Here is a 19,749-nt window from a genome sequence, read left to right on the forward strand (position 1 = left end):
CCTATGAGTTCGACGACTGCTGGGCGACCGCACAACGGAGGTCAGAATGGCAACGACAAAAGACATTCCCACGATCGGTCTTGCCCTCCAGGGCGGCGGCGCGCACGCGGCGTTCACGTGGGGTGTACTCGACCGGCTGCTGGACGAAGTCGAGCGCGGGACACTCTCGATTCTCGCGATCAGCGGCGCGAGCGGCGGAGCGCTCAACGCGGCGGCCTGCACATACGGCCTAAGCAGAAGTCCGACCAATGCCAAACGGTCGCTCGAACAACTCTGGACGCTGGTCGGCGCCAGTTCGAAGTGGCAGCCGTTCTATAACTTCCCCAAGGATCTGCTGAAGTCTCCCGAGCGCTGGAATGTCGATCTCAATCCCGCGATACTCGCGCAAAGCATGCTCCAGCCGTTTGCCTCTCCGTATGCGATGCCATGGCTGACCAATTCCCTTGGCTCGATCATGGAAACCGTGATTCCGGACTTCGGGGTCGTCAATGACCCGAAGGGCGCCGTGCCCAGGCTCTACGTGGCGGCGACCAACGTCAACCTGACCGCATTGCGCATCTTCGAACCCGGCGAAATTTCGGCGAAGGCGCTGATGGCCTCCGCATGCTTTCCCACGCTCTTCGAGGCGGTGGAAATAGGCGGCGAATTCTATTGGGACGGCGGGTACATGGCCAATCCAGCGCTCGCGCCGCTCGTCGAGTGGGTCGACGACATTCTGAGCGTTCTCATCGATCCGCTCTGTACGAAACATGGCCCGCCTGAGCGCCCCAGCGAGATCAACAACCGGATCAACGAAGTCAGCTTCGGCGCGTCGTGGGTCACGGAAGTCCGTCAGATCCAGTTGATCAACGAACTCGCCGCTGAAAACCCCGGCCTCGTTCATCGCGGAAAGGCCTACACGCCCAAGCGCTTTCACGTGATTCGCGCCGACCGCTTCATGGACGAGATCGGCGCGGCATCGAAGAACACGCCCTCCATCGAATTCTTCCGAGCCTTGCGACACGCGGGCCATGCCACGGCGGACACATGGGTGCGCGATTGTCTGCCGAGCGTCGGCAAGACTTCCACTTTCGACCTCGACAAGCTCGTGAGAAGCCGGGTCAAAGGGACGCCTGCCGCAATTCATACCGTTCAGCAGGCCGAGGGGAAAACGCTTAGATGAGCCTTGTCTAAGACCGGGCCGAATGGAGTGGCCTCGTCTTCGCGCCAAGCCGGTTTCGTCGCGCTGCAAGAAGGCGCAGTTGTAGCGGCATCGGCATCTCTAACTAAGGCGAGTAAACAAAAACCGGCGCCGGGCTTGACCCGTGCGCCGGTTTAATCGCTTCTAGATCACCAGCAAAAACGCGACTCAGGTTTCGAGCTTCGCGTCCATCGTGATCGTGGCGTTCAGCACTTTCGACACCGGACAACCGGCCTTGGCGTCGGCGGTCGCCTTCTCGAAGGCGGCTTTGTCGCCGCCGGGGATTTTCACGGCCACATCGAGATGCACCGCGGTGATCGCGAAACCGCCGCCGTCCTTATCGAGCGTGACGGTGGCCGTCGTGCCGATGCGCTCGGGCGTGATGCCGGCCTTGCCCAGTTCCGCCGACAGCGCCATCGAGAAACACCCCGCATGCGCAGCCGCAATCAGCTCTTCCGGGTTCGTGCCGATGCCGTCCGCGAAGCGTGTCGAAAACGAGTATTGGGTCTCCTTGAGGACGCCGCTGTCGGTGGAAATCGAGCCCTTGCCGTCTTGCAGGCCGCCTTGCCAGACTGCTGATGCCTTGCGCTTCATCGCTCTCTCCTGTTTGTGCCTGCTTCGCGCGCGGCACGACCGAATCTGATGCCCACCGCAACGGTCCAGCCCAGGATTTGCGGTTTCGGCATCGGTCGCGAGTGTCGCGCACCACTGCGGGCGCGGGCGTGGACCGAACTTCATCATAGGCGCTTCCGTGTGCCAGCGTCGTGACGACGCCGGCAATCGATCAAAAGAGAAGCCATCCCAGCAATTATCTCGATAACAGTAATAATCTTTCCTCCGAAAGCCGCTTTTTCACTGACCTCGTAGGAAATAGACTGGTTTCAACGGATCGGCACCGCAGCATTGAACCGATCACATCAACAATCGAATCCAGGAGGTCATCATGAAATCGCTTATTTCCGCAGTCGTTATTGCATCCGCGCTTATCGTCCCGGCTGTTTCGTTCGCCCAGCAGGCCAATGGTCCGGTGACCCGCGCACAAGTGCGCGCTGAGCTCGTTGCCGCGCAAAAAGCGGGCCTTCTGAATCAGAACGACACCGACTATCCGAAGGCCGTGCCGCAAAACGCTACGACAGTGGCCGCCGAGGCGCAGGGTTCGCAGGACGTCGGCGGCGTGAAGGCAGCTTCGTCGGATGCCGGCGCGCGGGACTCCGTGCAGCAACGCCTGTTCTCGACGTATCGCGGTCAGTAAGCCGGTAAGCCGCGCGGTTGGCGGCGCGGTTCTCGCCGGTATAGTCAGTGCATGGAAGGTGAAGGTGAAGGTGAAGGCGTAGTCGCAGTAAAAAAGCGCCCCGGTTGCGAAGTTCGCAATCGGGGCGCTTTGCTTTGTGTTGCGTGGCGGAAAAGTTGGGCGAATGCGCTGTATAAGAGGCGGCGTTCGATGCCAAAGCTGGCCGCGCCTCGATACTAACCACGCCTTAGCCTGCTGTGTCGAAGTTCGCTCCTGCTACGCCGCCCGCGCAATTGCATAACGGCGCCGCCATGCCGCCCGCACTACTCAGCGAACGGCAAGCTCTCCTGCCCCACCGCGCGCATGCCGAACACGTTCAGCGTCATTGCCACCAACGCGTAATAGCCGAGCAGGCCCACCAGGTTGATCACCACCTGATGCCCGAAGCGTTCGACCGCCTTCGCATAGATCGCGTCCGAAACGCGCTTCGTGTCATAAAGCTCGCTCGCGAAGTCGTGAATCAACGCGTCGTCGGCGTCCGCGAATTCCGGGCGCTCTCCCTGGCGAATCGTCTCGGCCTCCGCTTCGGACACGCCGGCTTGCAGCGCGATCGGATAGTGGATGTACCACTCGGCCTGCGCCTGCCAGCGCGCCGCGGTCACCAGAATCGCCACCTCCGACAGGCGCAGCGGCAAACCCGTCCGATAGCGGCAGAACGCGCCCAGGCGCTGCGCCTGCTGAGCCAGTTCCGGGCTATGAATCCAGCCAAGGAACGGCCCGTTCAGATTGCCGCGCGGGCCGGACAGAATTTCCTCGAGCACCGTTTTCTGTTCGGGCGTGGCGTCGGACAGGTCGAAGTGAGGCAAACGCTCGGTCATCATCGTTCTCGCAAGTCGTGGTGGTGCGTAGGTCTCAGATGGCGGACAACAGCGCGCCGCTGACCGAATCCGTGAACCGGCTGACGATTTCGTCGATGTCGCGCTCGGTGCAGATGAACGGCGGCGCCAGCAGCACATGATCGCCGATCTGGCCGTCGACCGTGCCGCCCATCGGATACACCATCAAACCACGCGCGAACGCCTCGCGCCGGATTGCCGCGTGCAGCTTGAGGCCGGCGTCGAACGGCGTTTTGCTGGCGCGGTCCTTGACCAGTTCGACGCCGACGAACAGTCCCCGCCCGCGCACGTCGCCGATATGCGGATGTTGCGCGTAGTGCTCGCGCAGCCGGCCACGCAACTGTTCGCCGCGCGCCAGCACGTTGGGCAGCAGCTTGTCTTCCTCGATCACGCGTTGCACTTCGAGCGCCGCGGCGCAGGCGGTGGCGTGGCCGATGTAGGTATGACCATGCTGAAAGAACCCCGAGCCGCCGACGATCGCCTGATAAATCCGCTCGCCCACGAGCGTCGCGCCGATCGGCTGATAGCCGGCGCCGAGCCCTTTGGCGATGGTCAGGATATCCGGCGCGACGCCGTCTTCCTCACAGGCATACAGGTAGCCGGTGCGGCCCATGCCCGACATGATCTCGTCGAGAATCAGCAGGACGCCGTAGCGATCGCACACCGCGCGAATCTTGCGGAAGTACTCGCGCACCGGCGGCACGGCGCCGGCCGTCGCGCCGACCACCGTTTCGGCGACGAAGGCGGCGACCGTGTCCGCGCCGAGTTCGAGAATCTTCTGCTCCAGTTCGTCGGCGAGACGCTGCGCGAAGGCCTCTTCCGTTTCGTCGGCACGTTGCTCGCGGTACGCGTAACACGGACTCACGTGATGCGCTTCGATCAGGATCGGCAGGAACGGCTCGCGGCGCCACGCATTGCCGCCGATCGCCAGCGCGCCCAGCGTATTGCCGTGATAGCTCTGGCGACGCGCGATGAAATGGCGGCGCTGCGGCTCGCCCTTCTCAACGAAATACTGGCGCGCGAGTTTCAGCGCCGCCTCGATCGCCTCCGATCCGCCGGACACGAAGTACACATGTTCGAGCCCTTGCGGCGCGCTCGCCACCAGGCGGTCGGCGAGTTCTTCGGCGGGCGCGGTGGTGAAGAACGACGTGTGCGCGTACGGCAACTGCTGCGACTGCCGTTTGATCGCGTCGATCACGCGCTGGTTGCTATGGCCGAGACACGAGACGGCGGCGCCGCCGGACGCGTCGATATAGCGCTTGCCGGTGGAATCGATGATCTCGATGCCGTCGCCCGCGACGGCGACCGGCAGCGACTGTTTCGGCGAGCGATGAAAAACGGTGGTCATGGTGTTCGGTTCCTGTGGTTTCGGCAAGCGCTTAGGCGCCGGCTTGTTCAGATGCCGTGCGGGCGATGAAGGTGTCGAATGCGCACTGCCCTTGCCGGTAAACTTTCATCGACACACCGGCAATGCCGATGTCGAAGAGCGCGGTGGCGAGCGTGTTTTCGTCGTCCGGATCGAGTGGATCGTCGCGGTAGATCGGCAAGCCCGAGGGCGCGCGATCGTGTAAGACGTCGAGCAAGGCGGCGGGTTGCAACGGGTGAGCGATCGCGGGCAACAAGGCCTCCACACGCAATTGACGGTCTCGCGAGGAATCCGTGACGATTTGCGCTTCGGCTTCGCAGCCGCGATGAATCATCTGGTTCGCGTGGCCGTAGCGGTGCGGCACGGTTTGCACGGAACATCGCTGCGCGCTTGCTTCGACGCTGAAGATGCGCGCGTCGCCCGCACAGCCGAGCGTGTGATGAAAGCCGCTCGCGGCCGGCGTGTCGCGCAGAATGTGCAACGCTTCGTCGAGCGAAGCCGCATCGAGTACGGCACGCGCGAGGATCATGCGCGGCACGCCGGCAACGGGCGTGCGAATGCGCAAATTGTTGATCGCCTGGACGACGCCGGCGCGGCTCACGGCAAAGGTGTGTCCCGGCAGCGATCCGGGGTAATAGAAACTCACGAAGCCAGGCTTGCCGGCCGGCCGAACCTCGACCAGCGCGCAACGCTCGCGCAGAAACGGATCGCCGTCTTCGTTATGCGCGATGAAGCGCGTGTCGCCAACGACCGCCGCCAACGTGGTGCAACCGTCCGGCGCGTTGTGAATCAGTTCGCCGCGGCAGTTCCAGAGAAACACGTCTTCCGCCGGCCAGCCGAGGCCCGCCGCCATGCCGTCGAGTTCAGCGAACAGCGCCGGGAAATGCGCCTGCGCCGCGTCGCGCAGTTCCCGCACGAACGGAGTGCCGCGCCAGCGCCGAACCGCCTGCCATGCGCCGCTCTGTTTCATGTAGTCGCCGAAAACCGGACGCGCGAACTCACCTAACTGGTAGCCGATGTCATACGGCTCGCCGCTCACCTGCAAAAGACTCAAACCCTGCTTCGACGCCACCATTCGCACCCATTCAACAATCGGTACGTATTTATACGTTAAAACAACATTTGTTGTCAAACGGCGCGATGCCGAACCAGATGGAGCGGAGCTGTGTCGCACACGGACTCCGCTCGATTCAGACGGGAATGTTCAAGGCACGTACGCGCCCTTCGCGTGCAGCGACTGCTCGGCGATGGCGAGTTGTTCGACCGCATCCGCGCCTTCCAGCGCAAGCAGATGCGCGACCAGCGACTCGGCCAACGCCGTAGCCGCCACCAGCGATGGAAAGAACGAAGGACTCTCGTGCGAAAAGATCAGCACCTTGTCGGCGTTCAAGGCGATCGGCGATACGGCGCTGTCGGTGATGGCAATCAGCTTGCTGCCCTTTTCCAGCGCGGCTTCAGCTACGCGCGCGGCTTCTACCGAATACGGCGCGAAGCTGATCACGATGGTCGCGCTGTCGCGCTCGATCGTGCGCAACTGCATTTCCAGCGTGCCGGCCTCGCCGTTGAGCAGGGACACCGAGGAACGGAACAGCCGGTAACCGTACACGAGGCCGAATGCGACCGCGTAACAGGAGCGGAAGCCGGCCACGTGCACATGCGGCGCGCGCCGCAACAGACGCGCGCCTTCCACGATTACACGGCCGTTATGCGCGGCGGTGACCTCGAGATTGTGTTGTTGAGCGACCAGCAGATCGTTCGCCAGTGCGTCTTTCGATTTGACGAGCGAACGCGCGCGGCTCGTAAGCGGCTCGGGCCGCGTGCGCACGCGCGCGACGAACAGGTTGCGCAATTCGTTCCAACCGGGGAAACCGAGTTGCTGCGACAGGCGCACCAGCGAAGCCGGTTGCACCTGCGCCCGTTCCGCCACTTTGCGCATGGACGAGACCGCAACCTCGTCGGGATGGTCGAGCAGGAAACCCGCTCCCATCTGGAACTGCGGACTCAGTTCGGAAAAGCGCGCCCGGATCAGGGCGGCGAGCTGGTCGAAACTGTCTGGCATGCGGATGTACCGGGCGAACGGTCGATAAGGATGACAACAAATGTTACCACCCGGCACCTCGCATCCAACAGCAGTTCCAGCGTGCTGGTGGCACGCAAACAATACCTGTCCTATCGCAATCAAACCTGTCCCAGCTAGCTTTTCACAAAACAAACTGGCCCAACTTGGAGGGGCTTCTCGTCCCAATCTCGCTAACCGGCTGATTTGATTGCGCAATGGCCACGCAAGCGCAACAACAAACATCCGGGCGAATGGCGTCTTCTAGGGCGTTGCAACAATTACAATGGCAATTGGATACAAGAGAGTTGTATCTGCGTCAAATCTACCCGTTGCAAAATCAAAGACTTAGCTGCCGGCATCGCAAACAAAGCTGGCCTAAAAAAAGCCAGTTGCAAACAACATCTGGCCTAGCGCCCTTGCCCAATCAGTCGTACAGACGAGCCTCCTTCTCGGCCCTTGAGTGCTGGGGGTCGTCAACGGATGCGACGGCTTCGACGGCACGAATATAGCTGGCTGGAAGGCCAGCCTCACGGGCGCCAATGAATACATGCTGTTTGTACCAGTGATACGGCGTTAGGCCCAACCGTTTGCTCGTCGCGATGTATGTGAGCGCGGCCAAGCCGCCAGCAGCGGTTTCAATCTGTACTGTCTTAGATTCATAACCCGCGCCTGCCCCCTCGAATCTGTCGAGCACCGGATGGTCTCGCAAGGCCACTCCGAAAATGACACCGTACACTCTGTCGCCAGCAACCCCACTGTTCTCGCAATCGCATTTGCCCGACCCGCCCATACTAACCTTGTCGAACGCGAGTCTGCATCCGCTTACGAACCCTGACGCGACGACCCTCGCAGACGGCACCCTTGCGACCAATCGGCGTGCCGACATGTTCGAGCCATACGCGAAATACGCGAATTCGTCGGTTGTGAGCATGTTCGCCCCCTCAATTGAACGGCCGGTGTCAAACCAATTCTGAGCGCAAATTCGCTAGTCAGCTTAACCGGCCGTCGTCGCTGCAAACAATTCCGCGTAGAGGGTGCGCTCCTCGGGGACAATCGCCATCCGAGCGACTTCGCGGGCTGCCGTGATGGCGGCTCGTAGCTCCTGCGTACTCCAATTTGCTCGTGTGGCCGCTGCAAGGAATAATGAAAGCGAACTACCGCGCGCTGACTCCGTGAACCGGTTCGAGAGAATTCGCCTTGGCTTTTTGTCGTCAAGCACTACGCTCCCGAAACCGTCGACAGCTAACGCTTGATGAATCAGTCCGAGCGTAAGCCATGTTGGCAATGCGTATGTTTTGTTTAGCTCACTGCTTCCGCCACTTCCACTTCACGATAGTGATGCGTTGGCGGAATATCGTGTTCGCCATGGTCCTGCTCCTTGCCGGCAAGCAACGCTGCTTCGTGCTTCACCGCACATGGCAGGTAAAACGGAACATAGACGATATGTCGGACATATCCGCCTTTCAGAATATGTATTGCCAGGCCCGTACCAACCGCTCCTTCCAGGTTCTGTGAAATCCAATCCTCACTCATCTGGGCAACCTTTTACCTGCAGGCCTACTTGCTGTGCCCGCCGGCGCGTTGCCCGGCGAAGGGGCTCCAGTCTTGACTGGTCCGTTGCCGCCCCTCTTTTCCCCCTGAAACAAGGGGGCGGCGCAACACCAGCAGCATCCACCGGAGGCTCAAGCAACTCGTCTGCTCTAGGGCGCACCGCGTCCTTGATGCGTGATGCCACGCCAAGCTTCGGCGACATATTCCGCTTTCCTTCCGGGTCCTTCATCGGCTTGTCGACCTTCGACGACTTCGCCTCCACGATAGCAAACGGCTTCCCTTCGTTCGTTCCCGGGTTCGCGCGCCAGACGCCATCAATGCCGTGACCTCGCGGCCGCAAATCGAAGAGCTTGTTCAGCTTACCGTGGTCATTCAGCTTCCCTGGCATCTCAGCGCCCGGCTCATGCGACCATTTGCCGAGCAGCCCCTGGTCGTGCGCTTCCCATCCTTTTCCCCAACCGAGCGTCTCATAGCAATAATAGTCGGCGATGTGCTCGCCGAGGATGCCGGTGATTCCGGTTGTGATGTCGGCCACCGCGAGCTTCGCGTTCACGACACCCGGACTCGACGATGCAGACGGGCGGTTAGCCTTCTGCGCAGCTCAGTTCGAAAGGGTTTCGCAGAATCGCTTGATTGATTCGCACGCCCGGTGCAAAGCCGCGTCATCAAGCGCGTAGGCGATACGAATGTATGGCCCAAGGCCGAAGGCACTCCCGTGAACGGTCGCGACGCCCGCATGGTCCAGCAGCCCATTGACCACGTCTTCGTCTGACGTCAGCCGTAGGCCTGCCGGAGTGACCTTGCCAATAAGTCCTTCGCACGAGGCAAACGCGTAGAACGCACCCTGGGGTATCTCGCATCGCAGGCCTTCCGCTGCATTGAGCTGTGCCACCAAATAGTCGCGCCGGTGTTGGAAGGCTAAGCGCGATTCACGAACGAAGTCCTGTGGGCCGCTGAGCGCGGCCATGGCGGCATATTGCGAGATGGAGGAGGCACCTGACGTTTGCTGCCCCTGGAGCTTCTCCATGGCATCAATAAGCCATGTCGGACCGGTCCCGAAACCAATTCGCCATCCGGTCATTGCATACGCCTTCGATACTCCATTCATCGTGAGAACGCGGTCGCGTAACCGTGGCTCTACCTGAGCGATAGTAGAGAACCCCAAGTCATCGAACACGAGATGCTCGTAAATGTCGTCCGAAAGAACCATGACCAGCGGGTGAGCAAGCAGCACCTGCGCTAATGCCAGCAACTCCGACCGGCTATACACAGCCCCGGTCGGGTTAGAGGGCGAATTGAGAATGAGCCATCGGGTGCGAGAAGTGATTGCTCCCTCAAGCAGTTCCGACGTGAGCTTAAAACCGCTTTGTACTCCGCACTCGACGAGTATCGACGTTGCGCCACATAGCTGAACTATTTCCGGATAGCTCACCCAGTACGGTGCAGGAATGATGACTTCGTCGCCTTCATTGAGCGTGGCGGCGAGCGCGTTGAAGATGACCTGCTTCCCGCCCGTGCAAACGATGGTTTGCCGCCAGTCGACATCAAGGTCGTTTTCGCGACGAAATTTTTCGGCCACCGTCTCGCGCAGCGCTCGTAAGCCTGCGACCTGCGTATATCGGGTGTGGCCGCGTCGAATTGCATCGATGCCCGCCTCTCTTACGTGTTCAGGCGTATCGAAGTCCGGCTCGCCGGCGCTCAAGGATATGATATCGACTCCTTGTGCGCGCCTGGCCGCAACCCGGTCGATTACACCATAGGTGGCCGAGGGCTTCGCTGCTGCAAGGAAACGGTTCAGTTCGTGAGCGGACGCTGCCATCAGGCTTGCCTCCAATTTGACAGGCCGAGCAGGTCGAGAGTGGAGCGACCGCTAGCTAGTGCGTCCATCATTTTCACCTCCTTATCGGCTCGTGCCTGCCCGTCTGACAGAGTCGACTGGACGCGTTCCGCCGGGATAACAATAACGCCGTCGTCATCGGCCACCACCAGGTCTCCAAGAGCTACTGGCGTACCGGCAAAGTTTAATCTGCGCCCAACCGACGGCACGCTGTCTTTTAGCGTTCCGCGCTCAGAGACGCCACGCGCGAACACCGGGAATTTGCGCGCCGTAAGCGCCGCAATGTCTCGTACACCACCATCGATGACCAAACCCACCACGCCCGCTGCTTCAGCAGCGACAGTGAGCACCTCCCCCCAGTAGCCGGCTATGAAACCGGACGCCGATACGACGAGAACGCTGCCAAGTGGCACACGTTCCATAGCGATGTGAATCGCAAGGTTGTCACCCGGCGCGCACTCGACAGGATAGGCCGCGCCAGCAACCGATGCGCCGGGCTAAACTGTTCGAATCGCGGGGTCCACCGAGGCCGTCGAAATTCCGGACGCCTCATATAGGGTGGACGTGCCAAGGCGCCGGGCTTGCGCAAGGGACGCCTCATCGTAAGCAATAGTCGTGTTCGTCATGATGCTTTCCGTTGCAGTGTGTGATAGCCGAGTGCGGTCCGCGCCTCGCGAATCGTCGCGCCGTTTGCGATACGTTCGCGGATGGAGCTTTCGACAGATTCAATTTGTCGTGCCTCCTCGGCGACTTCTCGAGCGCGGGCGCGCGGCACAATGACTACCCCGTTGGCGTCAGCGACCACGATGTCCCGAGTAGCGACTCGTACCGTTCCGACCGCGATTGTCGTGTTGACAGATTCGACCTGCACGCGGTCTTTGCCTGTACGCATAAATCTACCGGCCGTGAAGAGCGGATAGCCGTCGCCCAACGCCTTACTAACATCACGGCAGACTCCGTCAATGACGGTGCCAGCAACTCCTCGCAACCCAGCGTACTGGGTCATGATGTCACCCCATACCGTGCAGTCGGTCCGGCCATCGTTATCAATTACGACCACATCACCTTCTGCAACGTCGTCGATGAAGTCTCCGACGGTGCCCGGCGGAACAGATGCGGGTATGTACTTGACCGTGAACGCCGGTCCAACGATGGGGTACGCATAGTCGGCTAGTGGCGCGATGTTGAATGCCTGGCCATGTAGACCAAGCTTGTCCAATGCGTCCGACACGCCTGGGGTGTCGAGGCCATCGAAGAGCGCAACCAACTCTTTGTCTTCTGCGCTCGCCTTCTGAGGGTTCGTCATGTGCATCACTCCGAGGAAGATTATTGTGTGCGAATTGCTTCGAATTCTTTGTCGTGCATCACTTCGGCGACGGAGCGTCCCGCACGAACCGCGGCCACCATGCCATCCTGCCGACGTGTGATTCGCTTGCCCAAGTCGAGTATTTCTTCGATTCGAGAAGCAGGCACAAATACCGTGCCGCAACGGTCGGCGACCACATAGTCGTCCTCGTGCACGGTTACCCCGTCAATCTGGACGGGCTTCCCGGAGTCAATCTGAACGACGCGATTTCTGGCGCTTATCATCGTGACGCCGCGGCCGAAGACCGGATAGCCGATGGACTCGCTACCCTCGATGTCCCTGCTTACGCCATCGATGATTGAGCCGCGAATTTTCTTCGCAACTGCGGCATTAGCAAGGATATCTCCCCAGCAGGAGATTCCCTCCAGGCCACCGCCGATAACCAGAACGCGGTCATCCGTTGTTACAGCGTCGATAACAGGCGAGATGAGGTGAACTGTCGGAGTCGCATCGGTCTTGGGGCCAAGGAGGATGGTGCTCGCCCGGCCGACAACCTTCGGGCAATCCCAGAGTGGACGCAAGCCATAGGTCGCACCTGGAAGACCAAGGAAGTCGAGTGCATCAGAAACTGTGTTGGTGTCGAGTGACGCCAGCCGGTCAAGCGTTGAAGTATGGGTCATTTGGCGATGGTCCGAGTGAACGATACCCAATCGTCGGCTCATTGCCCTGATATGTAAATTCGCAATCAGGTATCTGTCTGATACGATTCACGGATGACTCAGCACGTCCGCACGGAGCCAATATTCCCCGGCCGTCCGAGACCCGGTATTGGTTTGACAATAAGGTCCATTGAAATGGCAACCATTGATTTCCGTCTAATCCGCCAACTTTGGATGTTTCTTGCAGTCGCCGAGGAGAAACACTTCGGGCGGGCCGCGCAGCGCTTAAACATGTCACAGCCGCCGCTGACGGAGCAGATAAAAGTGCTCGAACAGTCGCTGAAATTAAACCTGTTCGAGCGCTCCCGCCGCGGCACGCAACTGAGCGCAGCCGGCGCCGCGATTCTGCCGGCCGTTCGCCAGTTCGCCGACCAGGTGGAGCGCCTTGAGCGAGTAGTGCGAGAGGTCGCTGCTGGGCAGACCGGTGTGCTGCAGGTCGGCGCAATCACTTCGGCCATGCTCGAAACGGTGCCTGAGGTTTTGAATGCGTTGAAGCACGAATACCCAGACCTGACGGTCTTCATTCGGGAGATTGACAGCGTCGAGGCAGTACCGGCCCTGGAGGCAGGCGAACTCGATGTGGCGTTTGTGAGGCTGGATGGGAATGTCGGCCATGGAATCGCAACGATGCCACTGGCCGAGGACAGACTTGCAGTCGCGGTGCCGCGGGACCATCCCTTTGCAAAGCTCTCCCGGGTCCGGTTGCGGTCACTGGCCGACGAATCACTTGTCATGTCCTCGCGACAGGTGAGCCCGGCTTACTTTGATTTTCTGACGGCGGTCTGCCAGTCCCATGGCTTCGCACCCAGGGTCTTGCACGAGGTTCGCTCAGTGACGTCACAAATCGCTTACGTCGGCTGCGGGCAAGGAGTCGCGCTCGTGCCGGCGTCAACGCGCAAGCTTGCTTCCGAGAATGTTGTCTTCCGCCCGCTGAAGGAGCGCGTCATGGTCGTGACCGCTGCGCTTGCATGGAATCCGAACCGCCACCATCCGATGGTCGATGCAGTAGTTTCGCACGCAAAACGCGCACGTACCAGACCCGCCTCGAGTGTTTAGGCGCCTATGACTGCCTTACGGCGACGCAGCGGGAAAGTTTGGCGTGTCGAGTCTCGGCCTGATGGTTACTGGGGAACGACATACCCAAGGAAGAACGCGATTCTTTTCCACATCTCGACGGGGTTGGAGTACATCGGAAAATGGCCGGAGTCCGAAATGCATGCTAGCGTCACACCCGATTCTTCCAAGCACGAAAGGTAGGACAGGCCGGCATTCTGCTCGCCATACATAAACATCTTTCGACACGGCAGTTCGACGAACTTCGTAAGGAGGTCGCCATGGTCGGAAAGCTCAACCATCGACGTAAAGATTCCGTGAACGGCTTCTGCACGGACCTTGTGTCGGAGGCTTGCCGCGTACAAAGAGCTCGAGAAGTCGTTGGCTTTCCAGTTCCGGTCGATGAAGTCGGCAAAGAACTGGTAAGGGTTGTCGGACGGATGGCTCGTGATTTGCCTGCTCAAGAAGCAGTCTTCAGGTGCGACGTTGCCCTCGATGTCGATGAAGCTTAGGACGCGTTCGCCTTCCTCGTGAGCGAGCATTAGCGACGTAAGGCCGCCCATCGAGTGCCCAACCAGATGAAATTGCTCTACCTCCAGACGCGTCAGCACTCCTCGTGCGGTATCGACGAGAAATGGCATAGATACTGCCGAAAGATTGCTACATTCGCTCTCGCCGCAGCCTGGCGCGTCGTAGGCAATGAACGGGCGTCCGGAAAACGCTGGCAGTCTCGCCATGTCGGCGTAGTCTTCCTTGGTAGAACCGAACCCATGGAGAAAAATTACAGGCTCGCCTACACCGGGCCTATGTATCGCCGCGATACTCAAAGACACACCGTGAACGAGCAGTTCGAGCTTTTCCCGCTTGACGTCGACCATGGATGCTCCCAATACAGTCAGTTGATGGTGCGGTCATCTGATGGTCCCGCTTACCCTACCCGGCATATCCTCAGGTTTCGAATCTGATATGTACAGTCCGGATTCGGTATCTCTGTGATACGAATTCGCTATTTCCACCAGCTGTTACGCGGTGCTGCCAACGGGAGGCGAACTGCGCGCAAAGAAAGCGCGGGCTTTCAAGGCCTGAGAATACGAGAGCCGGTGGCAACCGTCCAAGGCGCACTGCCAAGGAAATGTAGCGCAAGCTGTCCAGTCGCGAATGTGTGGCTTATGTTGCTATCGAATAGCAACGCTGCAGCGCTTTTCTGCTGCCCATATCTTCTGCTTTCGAGTCGTCGAACTTGAGGCTCCGGTTTCAAAACTAGCGGCTGAGCTAGTATGTATGTAACTTCCCATTGGTCACCCTATGTCGAGCTTTTTTCACTACGACCTGCAGTCGCTCAGACTCTTTATCGTCGTTGCCGAACTCGGTAGCCTGACTAGAGCTGCTGAGCGCACGAACATGACCCTGTCTGCAGCCAGCAAGCGAATCGCTGAGCTCGAACGAAGCACCGAGTGCACGCTCCTCCTCCGGCAACCGCGCGGCGTCGAACTGACCGCTGCAGGCAAAGGGTTGCTCGCCCACGCACGGCAGGTGGTTGAGCGCGTAAACCGCATGGCCAACGAAATGAGTGACTATTCAACGGGGGTTCGTGGGCACGTGCGGATGTGGGCAAACACCTCCGCCATCGTCCAATTTTTGCCGCGCGATGTACGTATCTTCCTTTCCGACAACCCCACCGTCAAAATCTCGCTGGAGGAACGGCTCAGTGGAGAAATAGTGGCCGCAGTGACAAGCGGTGATGCCGACATTGGCATCTTCGCGGACAATGTTCCAGCCCCAAATATTGAGAAGGCCGTCTATAGGCAGGACAAGCTTGTCTTGCTCGTGCCGAATGGCCACCCGCTCGCGACCCTTCAACAGGTCGCATTTGTCGACACACTCGACTTCGAGTACGTCGGCTTGAACGAGGGAAGCTCACTACTCGCCCGTTTACTCGCCGCGGCAATCACCGCTGAGCAGACGCTCAAGGTTCGCATCCAAGTAAGCAGTTTCGATGGTATCTGCCGAATGATTGAGCAAGGCTTGGGTATCGGCGTCTTGCCTGAAGCCGCGGTTCGAAACGAGATTCTCGCCGCGGGCCTGCGGCCCGTTCAGCTTGTCGACGACTGGGCAATCAGGACACTCTGGATTGGCACCCGGTCTCTCGAAGCGCTGTCGCCTGAGGCAGTCCGCCTGTTCAACTTCATGTCGGGTCGGAAAGAAGCGTAATTCCAACCCTTTCCAAAATGGAAAGGGTGCTGGAAAATTCTTCGATTTTCACGGGCGTCGGCTTGTCGCACAGTGAAGCATCGGTAAAACGAAGCTTCACAGGAGACAGCCGTGACAAAACCGCTCGCAGGTATACGCGTGCTCGAGATGGGGCAGCTCATTGCCGGCCCCTTCGCCGGGAAAATGCTCGCTGAATTCGGAGCGCACGTAACCAAAATCGAACCTCCCGGCGCCGGCGACCCGCTGCGCAAATGGCGTCTATTGCATGGCGGCACCTCGGTGTGGTGGGCCACGCAATCGCGCAACAAGGAATCGGTCACGCTCGACCTCCGTTCGCCTGAAGGTCAAGACGTAGCTCGCAAGCTCATCGCGGAAAGCGACGTTCTGATTGAGAACTTTCGTCCCGGCACGCTCGAAGCCTGGGGACTCTGCTGGGACGAACTGCATGCGCTCAATCCACGTCTTGTCATGCTGCGCGTATCGGGCTACGGGCAGACGGGGCCATACCGCGACCGCCCCGGGTTTGGAGTCGTAGCCGAGGCGATGGGCGGCCTTCGACACCTCAGCGGTGAACCTGGGCGCACGCCAGTACGCGTCGGCGTTTCCATCGGCGATTCGCTCTCCGCACTGCACGGCGTAATCGGCATTCTCCTGGCGCTGCGTCATCGCGACCAGAATGGCGGCCAGGGGCAACTTATAGACGTTGCGCTCTACGAGTCGGTCTTCAATATGATGGAGAGCCTGCTGCCCGAATATTCTGTCTTCGGCGCCGTGCGCCAGCCTGCGGGCAGCAGCTTGCCCGGCATCGCACCTTCGAACGCTTATCGTTGCATCGACGGAAAGTACGCTCTGATTGCGGGCAACGGCGATAGCATCTTCCGCCGCCTGATGGACCTTATCGGTCGTCGTGACCTCGCGGAAGACCCAGCGCTCGCACAAAACGACGGCCGGGTAAAGAATGTCGAGCGCATCGATGCAGCCATCGCTGAATGGACGGCGAGTCAGTCGCTCGACGACGTTCTGGCCGCGCTCAATGAAGCTCGAATCCCCGCTGGGAAAATCTACGACGTAGAAGACATCGCAAGCGACCCGCACTACCTTGCCCGAGACATGATTCTCGACACACAACTGCCCGACGGAACTCCAGTAAAAGTACCGGGGATTGTGCCAAAACTCAGCGCAACCCCAGGCACTGTTAATTCATCTGCGCCGACACTCGGTCAGCATACGGACGCTGTACTTGAAAGGCTCGGCATAGACGCCGCGACGCGCGAATCATGGCGTTCTCACGGCATTATCTGAAAGGAGCGTGATGATGAAAGGTCAACCCATTTTTATCCACGAAGTCGCCACTCGCGATGGTTTCCAGAATGAAGCCCAATTCGTCGATACCGACGATAAGATTGCCCTGGTCGACCGGCTAAGCAAGTGCGGATACGCGAAAATCGAAGTAACGTCGTTTACATCTCCGAAGGCGATACCAGCCCTACGTGATGCTGAAGCGGTTATGCACCAAATCAAGCGGCACGAAGGCGTAATTTACACGGTCCTTGTTCCCAACATTCGCGGTGCCGAGCGCGCATTGTCCTGCGGCGTGGATGAAGTGAATCTTGTGATGTCGGTCAGCGAAAGCCACAACCGCACCAACTTGCGCATGAGCCGCGAACAATCCTTCGCGCAACTTCGTGACGTTATTAGCGTCGTGAACCAAACCGAGGTCGCGATAAACGTCTCCCTCTCCACTGCAATGGGATGCCCGATGGAGGGCGACATTGCTAAACAGGAAGTCCTCGCCTGGATGCAGCGTTTCGCGGACCTCGGTGTGCACGGGGTCACGCTCTGCGACACTACCGGTATGGCGTTTCCCTCACAAGTTCGCGCCTTGTGCCAAGCCGCGTGCGAGCGATTCCCTGCGCTCGAGTTGACCCTGCACTTCCACAACACGCGCGGTATGGCTCTCGCCAACACACTCGCCGCGCTCAAAGCAGGCATCGACCGTTTCGACGCTTCGCTTGGCGGCCTCGGCGGCTGCCCGTATGCGCCAGGGGCAACTGGCAACGTTTGCACGGAAGAGCTTGTGCATATGCTGGAACTCGACGGCTACAACACCAGCGTGAACCTTCCGGACCTGCTTGCTGCCTCGGCTCTGCTTCCAAGACTTATTGGGCACGATGTGCCAAGTCAATTGCTTAAGGCGGGTCGGCGCATGGACCTGCACCCTATGCCATCTCTCGCCAGTGATGGTCGTCCTGAGCAACGCGCATTTGAAACGGGGGTCTGACGTGGGGTTCATTGACCATCTGGACCATCTGGTCTTAACGTGCGTTGATTTCGAAGTCACGAAGCGCTTTTACACGGAAGTCATGCAGATGCAACTCGAAACATTCGGTGAAGGACGCATTGCTTTCCGGTTTGGCAATCAGAAAATAAACGTACACGTGAGAGGTTCTGAGTTTGAGCCAAATGCGCATCTACCTGTTCCCGGTGCGCTCGACCTGTGCTTTATCGCAGGTGTTCGGTTAGACGACGTTGTCACACACCTTGAGCGATGCAACTGCCCAATCATCGAAGGACCAGTTGAACGCACCGGTGCCACCCAGAAAATCCGCTCTGTCTATATCCGCGACCCCGACTTCAACTTGATTGAAATCGCAGACCTCCAGGAATAACGCAGTAAAGGGAGGCGTCGCTTGGTACACGTAATCTCGACTGACAGGCTCCTCGTCTTGCGAACTTTATGCCGGTTCGCGTCGTACGGTTCGAACAAACAAGACGCTAACCAGAGTCAGGAAGCATTTTCAGTATTGGTTCAAACCCGGTGAACGGCGCATAAGCCGACCCGAATCCAGTAACGATGTAGGAGACACATCATGAGCATTGCAACGGAGGCATCAGTCCACCCGCAGCCCGCCCCTCGCACCCGAAAGCGGTGGTTCCACCACCTGTACATTCAAGTCTTGATAGCGGTGGTCCTGGGCATTATTCTCGGACACTTCTATCCGTCCGTCGGCGAAGCAATGAAGCCTTTAGGAGACAACTTCCTGAAGCTCATCAAGCTCATGATTGCTCCATTGATTTTCTGTACCGTGGTCCACGGCATCGCGAGCATGAACGACATAAAGTCGGTTGGTCGCGTCGGCGTCAAATCACTCATCTATTTTGAGGTAATGACGACGCTGGCCCTTGCCATCGGCCTGATAGCAGTCAACATATTGAAGCCTGGCAGCGGAATGCATGTGGACCCGCGCACACTCGATGTTTCAGCTATTGCCGCCTACACAAAGGCTGCTCACGACCAAAGCGTTGTCGGCTTTATATCCCACATTATCCCAACAACGGTGTTTGGGGCATTTGCAGAGGGCGACATTTTGCAGGTGCTGTTCGTGTCTATTATCTTCGCCTTCGCACTCCAGATGCTCGGTGAACGCGGCAAGCCTTTGCTTTCAGTAATTGACGCCGGCGCGAACACCTTCTTCAACATGGTCCGCATCGTGATGTATGTCTCGCCGATCGGTGCGTTTGGTGCAATTGCCTTCACCATCGGCAAATACGGTGTTGTGTCGCTGGGTTCCTATGGTCAGTTGCTACTCACCTACTACCTCACCGGCCTTGTCTTTGTGTTTGTTGTTCTGGGGGCAGTCTGCCGCCTCGCTGGATTTAGTCTGATAGCGTTTCTGCGCTATATCCGGGACGAGCTGCTTCTTGTCCTTGGCACGTCCTCGTCGGAGTCCGCTCTGCCTCGGCTCATGGCAAAGCTCGAAAAACTGGGCTGTGACAAGTCTGTCGTCGGACTGGTAGTTCCTGCTGGATACTCGTTCAACCTCGACGGAAGTTGTATCAACATGACGGTTCTGGCAATCTTTATCGCGCAAGCTACCGACAGTACACTTAGCCTCGGACATCAACTTACTCTTATGCTAGTTCTGTTGCTCACGTCGAAGGGCGCCGCGAGCGTCAGCGGAGGTGCATTCATTGTTCTGGCAGCTACACTGAGTTCGGTACCCGGCATCCCGGTAGCGGGCTTGGTGTTGGTACTGGGGGTGTACCGGTTCATTTCGGAGGGGGGAGCCATCATTAACGTCATCGGCAACGGCATTGCGACGATAGTCGTTGCAAAATGGGAAAAGGCCCTCAACCGCGAAACTTTCAAAACTCAACTCTCGCAAGGACCACAAGACGATTGAAACGGTTTTCATTGACACCGTAAAGCGCCCTCAAAGTCGCGTTGAGGTCACCGAGAAGTAAGCAAGGGTCCGGAGCGGTCGTTGCGTCCCGAACCCTTTGCTTTTCCCTATCGACACCCCTCTTCGGACGATTCTCCGGTCAACACTCGAGGTTGA

20 protein-coding genes and 1 pseudogene are annotated in these 19,749 nt (G+C 59.2%); 8 read left to right on the forward strand and 13 right to left on the reverse strand.

The genetic code is table 11. The annotated features are described in order from the left end of the window. Positions 1–46: 46 nt before the first annotated feature. Complete coding sequence (locus tag P0D73_RS29810) at positions 47–1,162, forward strand: patatin-like phospholipase family protein (protein ID WP_408434108.1); 1,116 nt, start codon at positions 47–49, stop codon at positions 1,160–1,162. A 186-nt stretch (positions 1,163–1,348) separates the two neighbouring features. Here P0D73_RS29810 and P0D73_RS29815 read toward each other — a convergent pair whose 3' ends face one another. Continuing rightward, positions 1,349–1,774, reverse strand: a complete 426-nt coding sequence (locus tag P0D73_RS29815; RefSeq protein WP_011492126.1) for an OsmC family protein — start codon at positions 1,772–1,774, stop codon at positions 1,349–1,351. Between the two features lie 349 nt (positions 1,775–2,123). On the opposite strand from P0D73_RS29815, the gene P0D73_RS29820 reads away from it, so the two are divergent. Beyond that, on the forward strand, positions 2,124–2,432 hold the full coding sequence (locus tag P0D73_RS29820) for a DUF4148 domain-containing protein (RefSeq protein ID WP_132377423.1): 309 nt from the start codon (positions 2,124–2,126) through the stop codon (positions 2,430–2,432). A gap of 302 nt (positions 2,433–2,734) precedes the next feature. Here P0D73_RS29820 and P0D73_RS29825 read toward each other — a convergent pair whose 3' ends face one another. From P0D73_RS29825 to P0D73_RS29875, 11 genes and pseudogenes are all read right to left on the reverse strand, one after another. Then, a complete protein-coding gene (locus P0D73_RS29825; protein WP_408179977.1) occupies positions 2,735–3,289 on the reverse strand; it encodes a carboxymuconolactone decarboxylase family protein in 555 nt (184 codons plus the stop codon). Between the two features lie 34 nt (positions 3,290–3,323). Then, positions 3,324–4,655, reverse strand: coding sequence for an aspartate aminotransferase family protein (locus tag P0D73_RS29830; protein ID WP_408179976.1), 1,332 nt, complete (start codon positions 4,653–4,655; stop codon positions 3,324–3,326). Positions 4,656–4,686: 31 nt separating this feature from the next. Next, the gene (locus tag P0D73_RS29835) at positions 4,687–5,748 is read right to left on the reverse strand and encodes a C45 family autoproteolytic acyltransferase/hydrolase (RefSeq protein WP_408434112.1); all 1,062 of its coding nucleotides are present in this window, start codon (positions 5,746–5,748) and stop codon (positions 4,687–4,689) included. A gap of 129 nt (positions 5,749–5,877) precedes the next feature. Beyond that, positions 5,878–6,732: a MurR/RpiR family transcriptional regulator gene (locus tag P0D73_RS29840; protein ID WP_408179974.1), complete on the reverse strand. Its 855-nt coding sequence runs from the start codon at positions 6,730–6,732 to the stop codon at positions 5,878–5,880. A gap of 424 nt (positions 6,733–7,156) precedes the next feature. Continuing rightward, positions 7,157–7,663 (reverse strand): gamma-glutamylcyclotransferase family protein, encoded by a 507-nt coding sequence (locus P0D73_RS29845; protein WP_408179973.1) that lies wholly within the window; start codon positions 7,661–7,663, stop codon positions 7,157–7,159. Positions 7,664–8,031: 368 nt separating this feature from the next. Beyond that, complete coding sequence (locus P0D73_RS29850) at positions 8,032–8,265, reverse strand: hypothetical protein (RefSeq protein ID WP_408179972.1); 234 nt, start codon at positions 8,263–8,265, stop codon at positions 8,032–8,034. Then, on the reverse strand, positions 8,258–8,836 hold the full coding sequence (locus tag P0D73_RS29855; RefSeq protein WP_408434115.1) for a hypothetical protein: 579 nt from the start codon (positions 8,834–8,836) through the stop codon (positions 8,258–8,260). Before P0D73_RS29855 ends, P0D73_RS29850 begins: the two co-directional genes overlap by 8 nt. A gap of 48 nt (positions 8,837–8,884) precedes the next feature. Then, positions 8,885–10,102: a pyridoxal phosphate-dependent aminotransferase gene (locus P0D73_RS29860; protein ID WP_408179970.1), complete on the reverse strand. Its 1,218-nt coding sequence runs from the start codon at positions 10,100–10,102 to the stop codon at positions 8,885–8,887. Next, positions 10,102–10,593: pseudogene (locus P0D73_RS29865) on the reverse strand (RraA family protein); the annotation flags it as partial. The gene P0D73_RS29860 and the pseudogene P0D73_RS29865, both read right to left, overlap by 1 nt. A gap of 149 nt (positions 10,594–10,742) precedes the next feature. Beyond that, the gene (locus P0D73_RS29870; protein ID WP_408319508.1) at positions 10,743–11,426 is read right to left on the reverse strand and encodes an RraA family protein; all 684 of its coding nucleotides are present in this window, start codon (positions 11,424–11,426) and stop codon (positions 10,743–10,745) included. A 20-nt stretch (positions 11,427–11,446) separates the two neighbouring features. After that, positions 11,447–12,106, reverse strand: a complete 660-nt coding sequence (locus P0D73_RS29875; RefSeq protein ID WP_408179967.1) for an RraA family protein — start codon at positions 12,104–12,106, stop codon at positions 11,447–11,449. 174 nt (positions 12,107–12,280) lie between these two features. On the opposite strand from P0D73_RS29875, the gene P0D73_RS29880 reads away from it, so the two are divergent. Beyond that, positions 12,281–13,201 (forward strand): LysR substrate-binding domain-containing protein, encoded by a 921-nt coding sequence (locus P0D73_RS29880; RefSeq protein WP_408179966.1) that lies wholly within the window; start codon positions 12,281–12,283, stop codon positions 13,199–13,201. Between the two features lie 65 nt (positions 13,202–13,266). Here P0D73_RS29880 and P0D73_RS29885 read toward each other — a convergent pair whose 3' ends face one another. Then, entirely contained in the window at positions 13,267–14,076 is an 810-nt protein-coding gene (locus P0D73_RS29885) for an alpha/beta fold hydrolase (RefSeq protein ID WP_408319510.1), read from the reverse strand. 427 nt (positions 14,077–14,503) lie between these two features. On the opposite strand from P0D73_RS29885, the gene P0D73_RS29890 reads away from it, so the two are divergent. The 5 genes from P0D73_RS29890 (at position 14,504) to P0D73_RS29910 (ending at position 19,593) form a co-directional block, all read left to right on the forward strand. Then, on the forward strand, positions 14,504–15,409 hold the full coding sequence (locus P0D73_RS29890; protein WP_408179964.1) for a LysR substrate-binding domain-containing protein: 906 nt from the start codon (positions 14,504–14,506) through the stop codon (positions 15,407–15,409). Positions 15,410–15,520: 111 nt separating this feature from the next. Next, a complete protein-coding gene (locus P0D73_RS29895) occupies positions 15,521–16,711 on the forward strand; it encodes a CaiB/BaiF CoA transferase family protein (protein WP_408434119.1) in 1,191 nt (396 codons plus the stop codon). 13 nt (positions 16,712–16,724) lie between these two features. Further along, complete coding sequence (locus P0D73_RS29900; RefSeq protein ID WP_408434156.1) at positions 16,725–17,690, forward strand: hydroxymethylglutaryl-CoA lyase; 966 nt, start codon at positions 16,725–16,727, stop codon at positions 17,688–17,690. Position 17,691: 1 nt separating this feature from the next. Then, entirely contained in the window at positions 17,692–18,078 is a 387-nt protein-coding gene (locus tag P0D73_RS29905; RefSeq protein WP_408179961.1) for a VOC family protein, read from the forward strand. A gap of 201 nt (positions 18,079–18,279) precedes the next feature. Further along, positions 18,280–19,593, forward strand: coding sequence for a dicarboxylate/amino acid:cation symporter (locus tag P0D73_RS29910; RefSeq protein WP_408179960.1), 1,314 nt, complete (start codon positions 18,280–18,282; stop codon positions 19,591–19,593). Positions 19,594–19,749: the final 156 nt, after the last annotated feature.

The sequence above is a fragment of the Paraburkholderia sp. RL18-101-BIB-B genome, from assembly GCF_046026985.1.
Taxonomy (GTDB): Bacteria; Pseudomonadota; Gammaproteobacteria; order Burkholderiales; family Burkholderiaceae; genus Paraburkholderia.

Excerpts from the sequence above, each read along its gene's own strand:
- P0D73_RS29835 (WP_408434112.1), bottom strand. The coding sequence starts at position 5,748 with ATGGTGGCGTCGAAGCAGGGTTTGAGTCTTTTGCAGGTGAGCGGCGAG.
- P0D73_RS29820 (WP_132377423.1), top strand. The coding sequence starts at position 2,124 with ATGAAATCGCTTATTTCCGCAGTCGTTATTGCATCCGCGCTTATCGTC.
- P0D73_RS29840 (WP_408179974.1), bottom strand. The coding sequence starts at position 6,732 with ATGCCAGACAGTTTCGACCAGCTCGCCGCCCTGATCCGGGCGCGCTTT.
- P0D73_RS29910 (WP_408179960.1), top strand. The coding sequence starts at position 18,280 with ATGAGCATTGCAACGGAGGCATCAGTCCACCCGCAGCCCGCCCCTCGC.
- P0D73_RS29885 (WP_408319510.1), bottom strand. The coding sequence starts at position 14,076 with ATGGTCGACGTCAAGCGGGAAAAGCTCGAACTGCTCGTTCACGGTGTG.
- P0D73_RS29890 (WP_408179964.1), top strand. The coding sequence starts at position 14,504 with ATGTCGAGCTTTTTTCACTACGACCTGCAGTCGCTCAGACTCTTTATC.
- P0D73_RS29850 (WP_408179972.1), bottom strand. The coding sequence starts at position 8,265 with ATGAGTGAGGATTGGATTTCACAGAACCTGGAAGGAGCGGTTGGTACG.
- P0D73_RS29870 (WP_408319508.1), bottom strand. The coding sequence starts at position 11,426 with ATGACGAACCCTCAGAAGGCGAGCGCAGAAGACAAAGAGTTGGTTGCG.
- P0D73_RS29845 (WP_408179973.1), bottom strand. The coding sequence starts at position 7,663 with ATGCTCACAACCGACGAATTCGCGTATTTCGCGTATGGCTCGAACATG.
- P0D73_RS29830 (WP_408179976.1), bottom strand. The coding sequence starts at position 4,655 with ATGACCACCGTTTTTCATCGCTCGCCGAAACAGTCGCTGCCGGTCGCC.
- P0D73_RS29810 (WP_408434108.1), top strand. The coding sequence starts at position 47 with ATGGCAACGACAAAAGACATTCCCACGATCGGTCTTGCCCTCCAGGGC.
- P0D73_RS29875 (WP_408179967.1), bottom strand. The coding sequence starts at position 12,106 with ATGACCCATACTTCAACGCTTGACCGGCTGGCGTCACTCGACACCAAC.
- P0D73_RS29825 (WP_408179977.1), bottom strand. The coding sequence starts at position 3,289 with ATGACCGAGCGTTTGCCTCACTTCGACCTGTCCGACGCCACGCCCGAA.
- P0D73_RS29900 (WP_408434156.1), top strand. The coding sequence starts at position 16,725 with ATGAAAGGTCAACCCATTTTTATCCACGAAGTCGCCACTCGCGATGGT.
- P0D73_RS29860 (WP_408179970.1), bottom strand. The coding sequence starts at position 10,102 with ATGGCAGCGTCCGCTCACGAACTGAACCGTTTCCTTGCAGCAGCGAAG.
- P0D73_RS29880 (WP_408179966.1), top strand. The coding sequence starts at position 12,281 with ATGGCAACCATTGATTTCCGTCTAATCCGCCAACTTTGGATGTTTCTT.
- P0D73_RS29815 (WP_011492126.1), bottom strand. The coding sequence starts at position 1,774 with ATGAAGCGCAAGGCATCAGCAGTCTGGCAAGGCGGCCTGCAAGACGGC.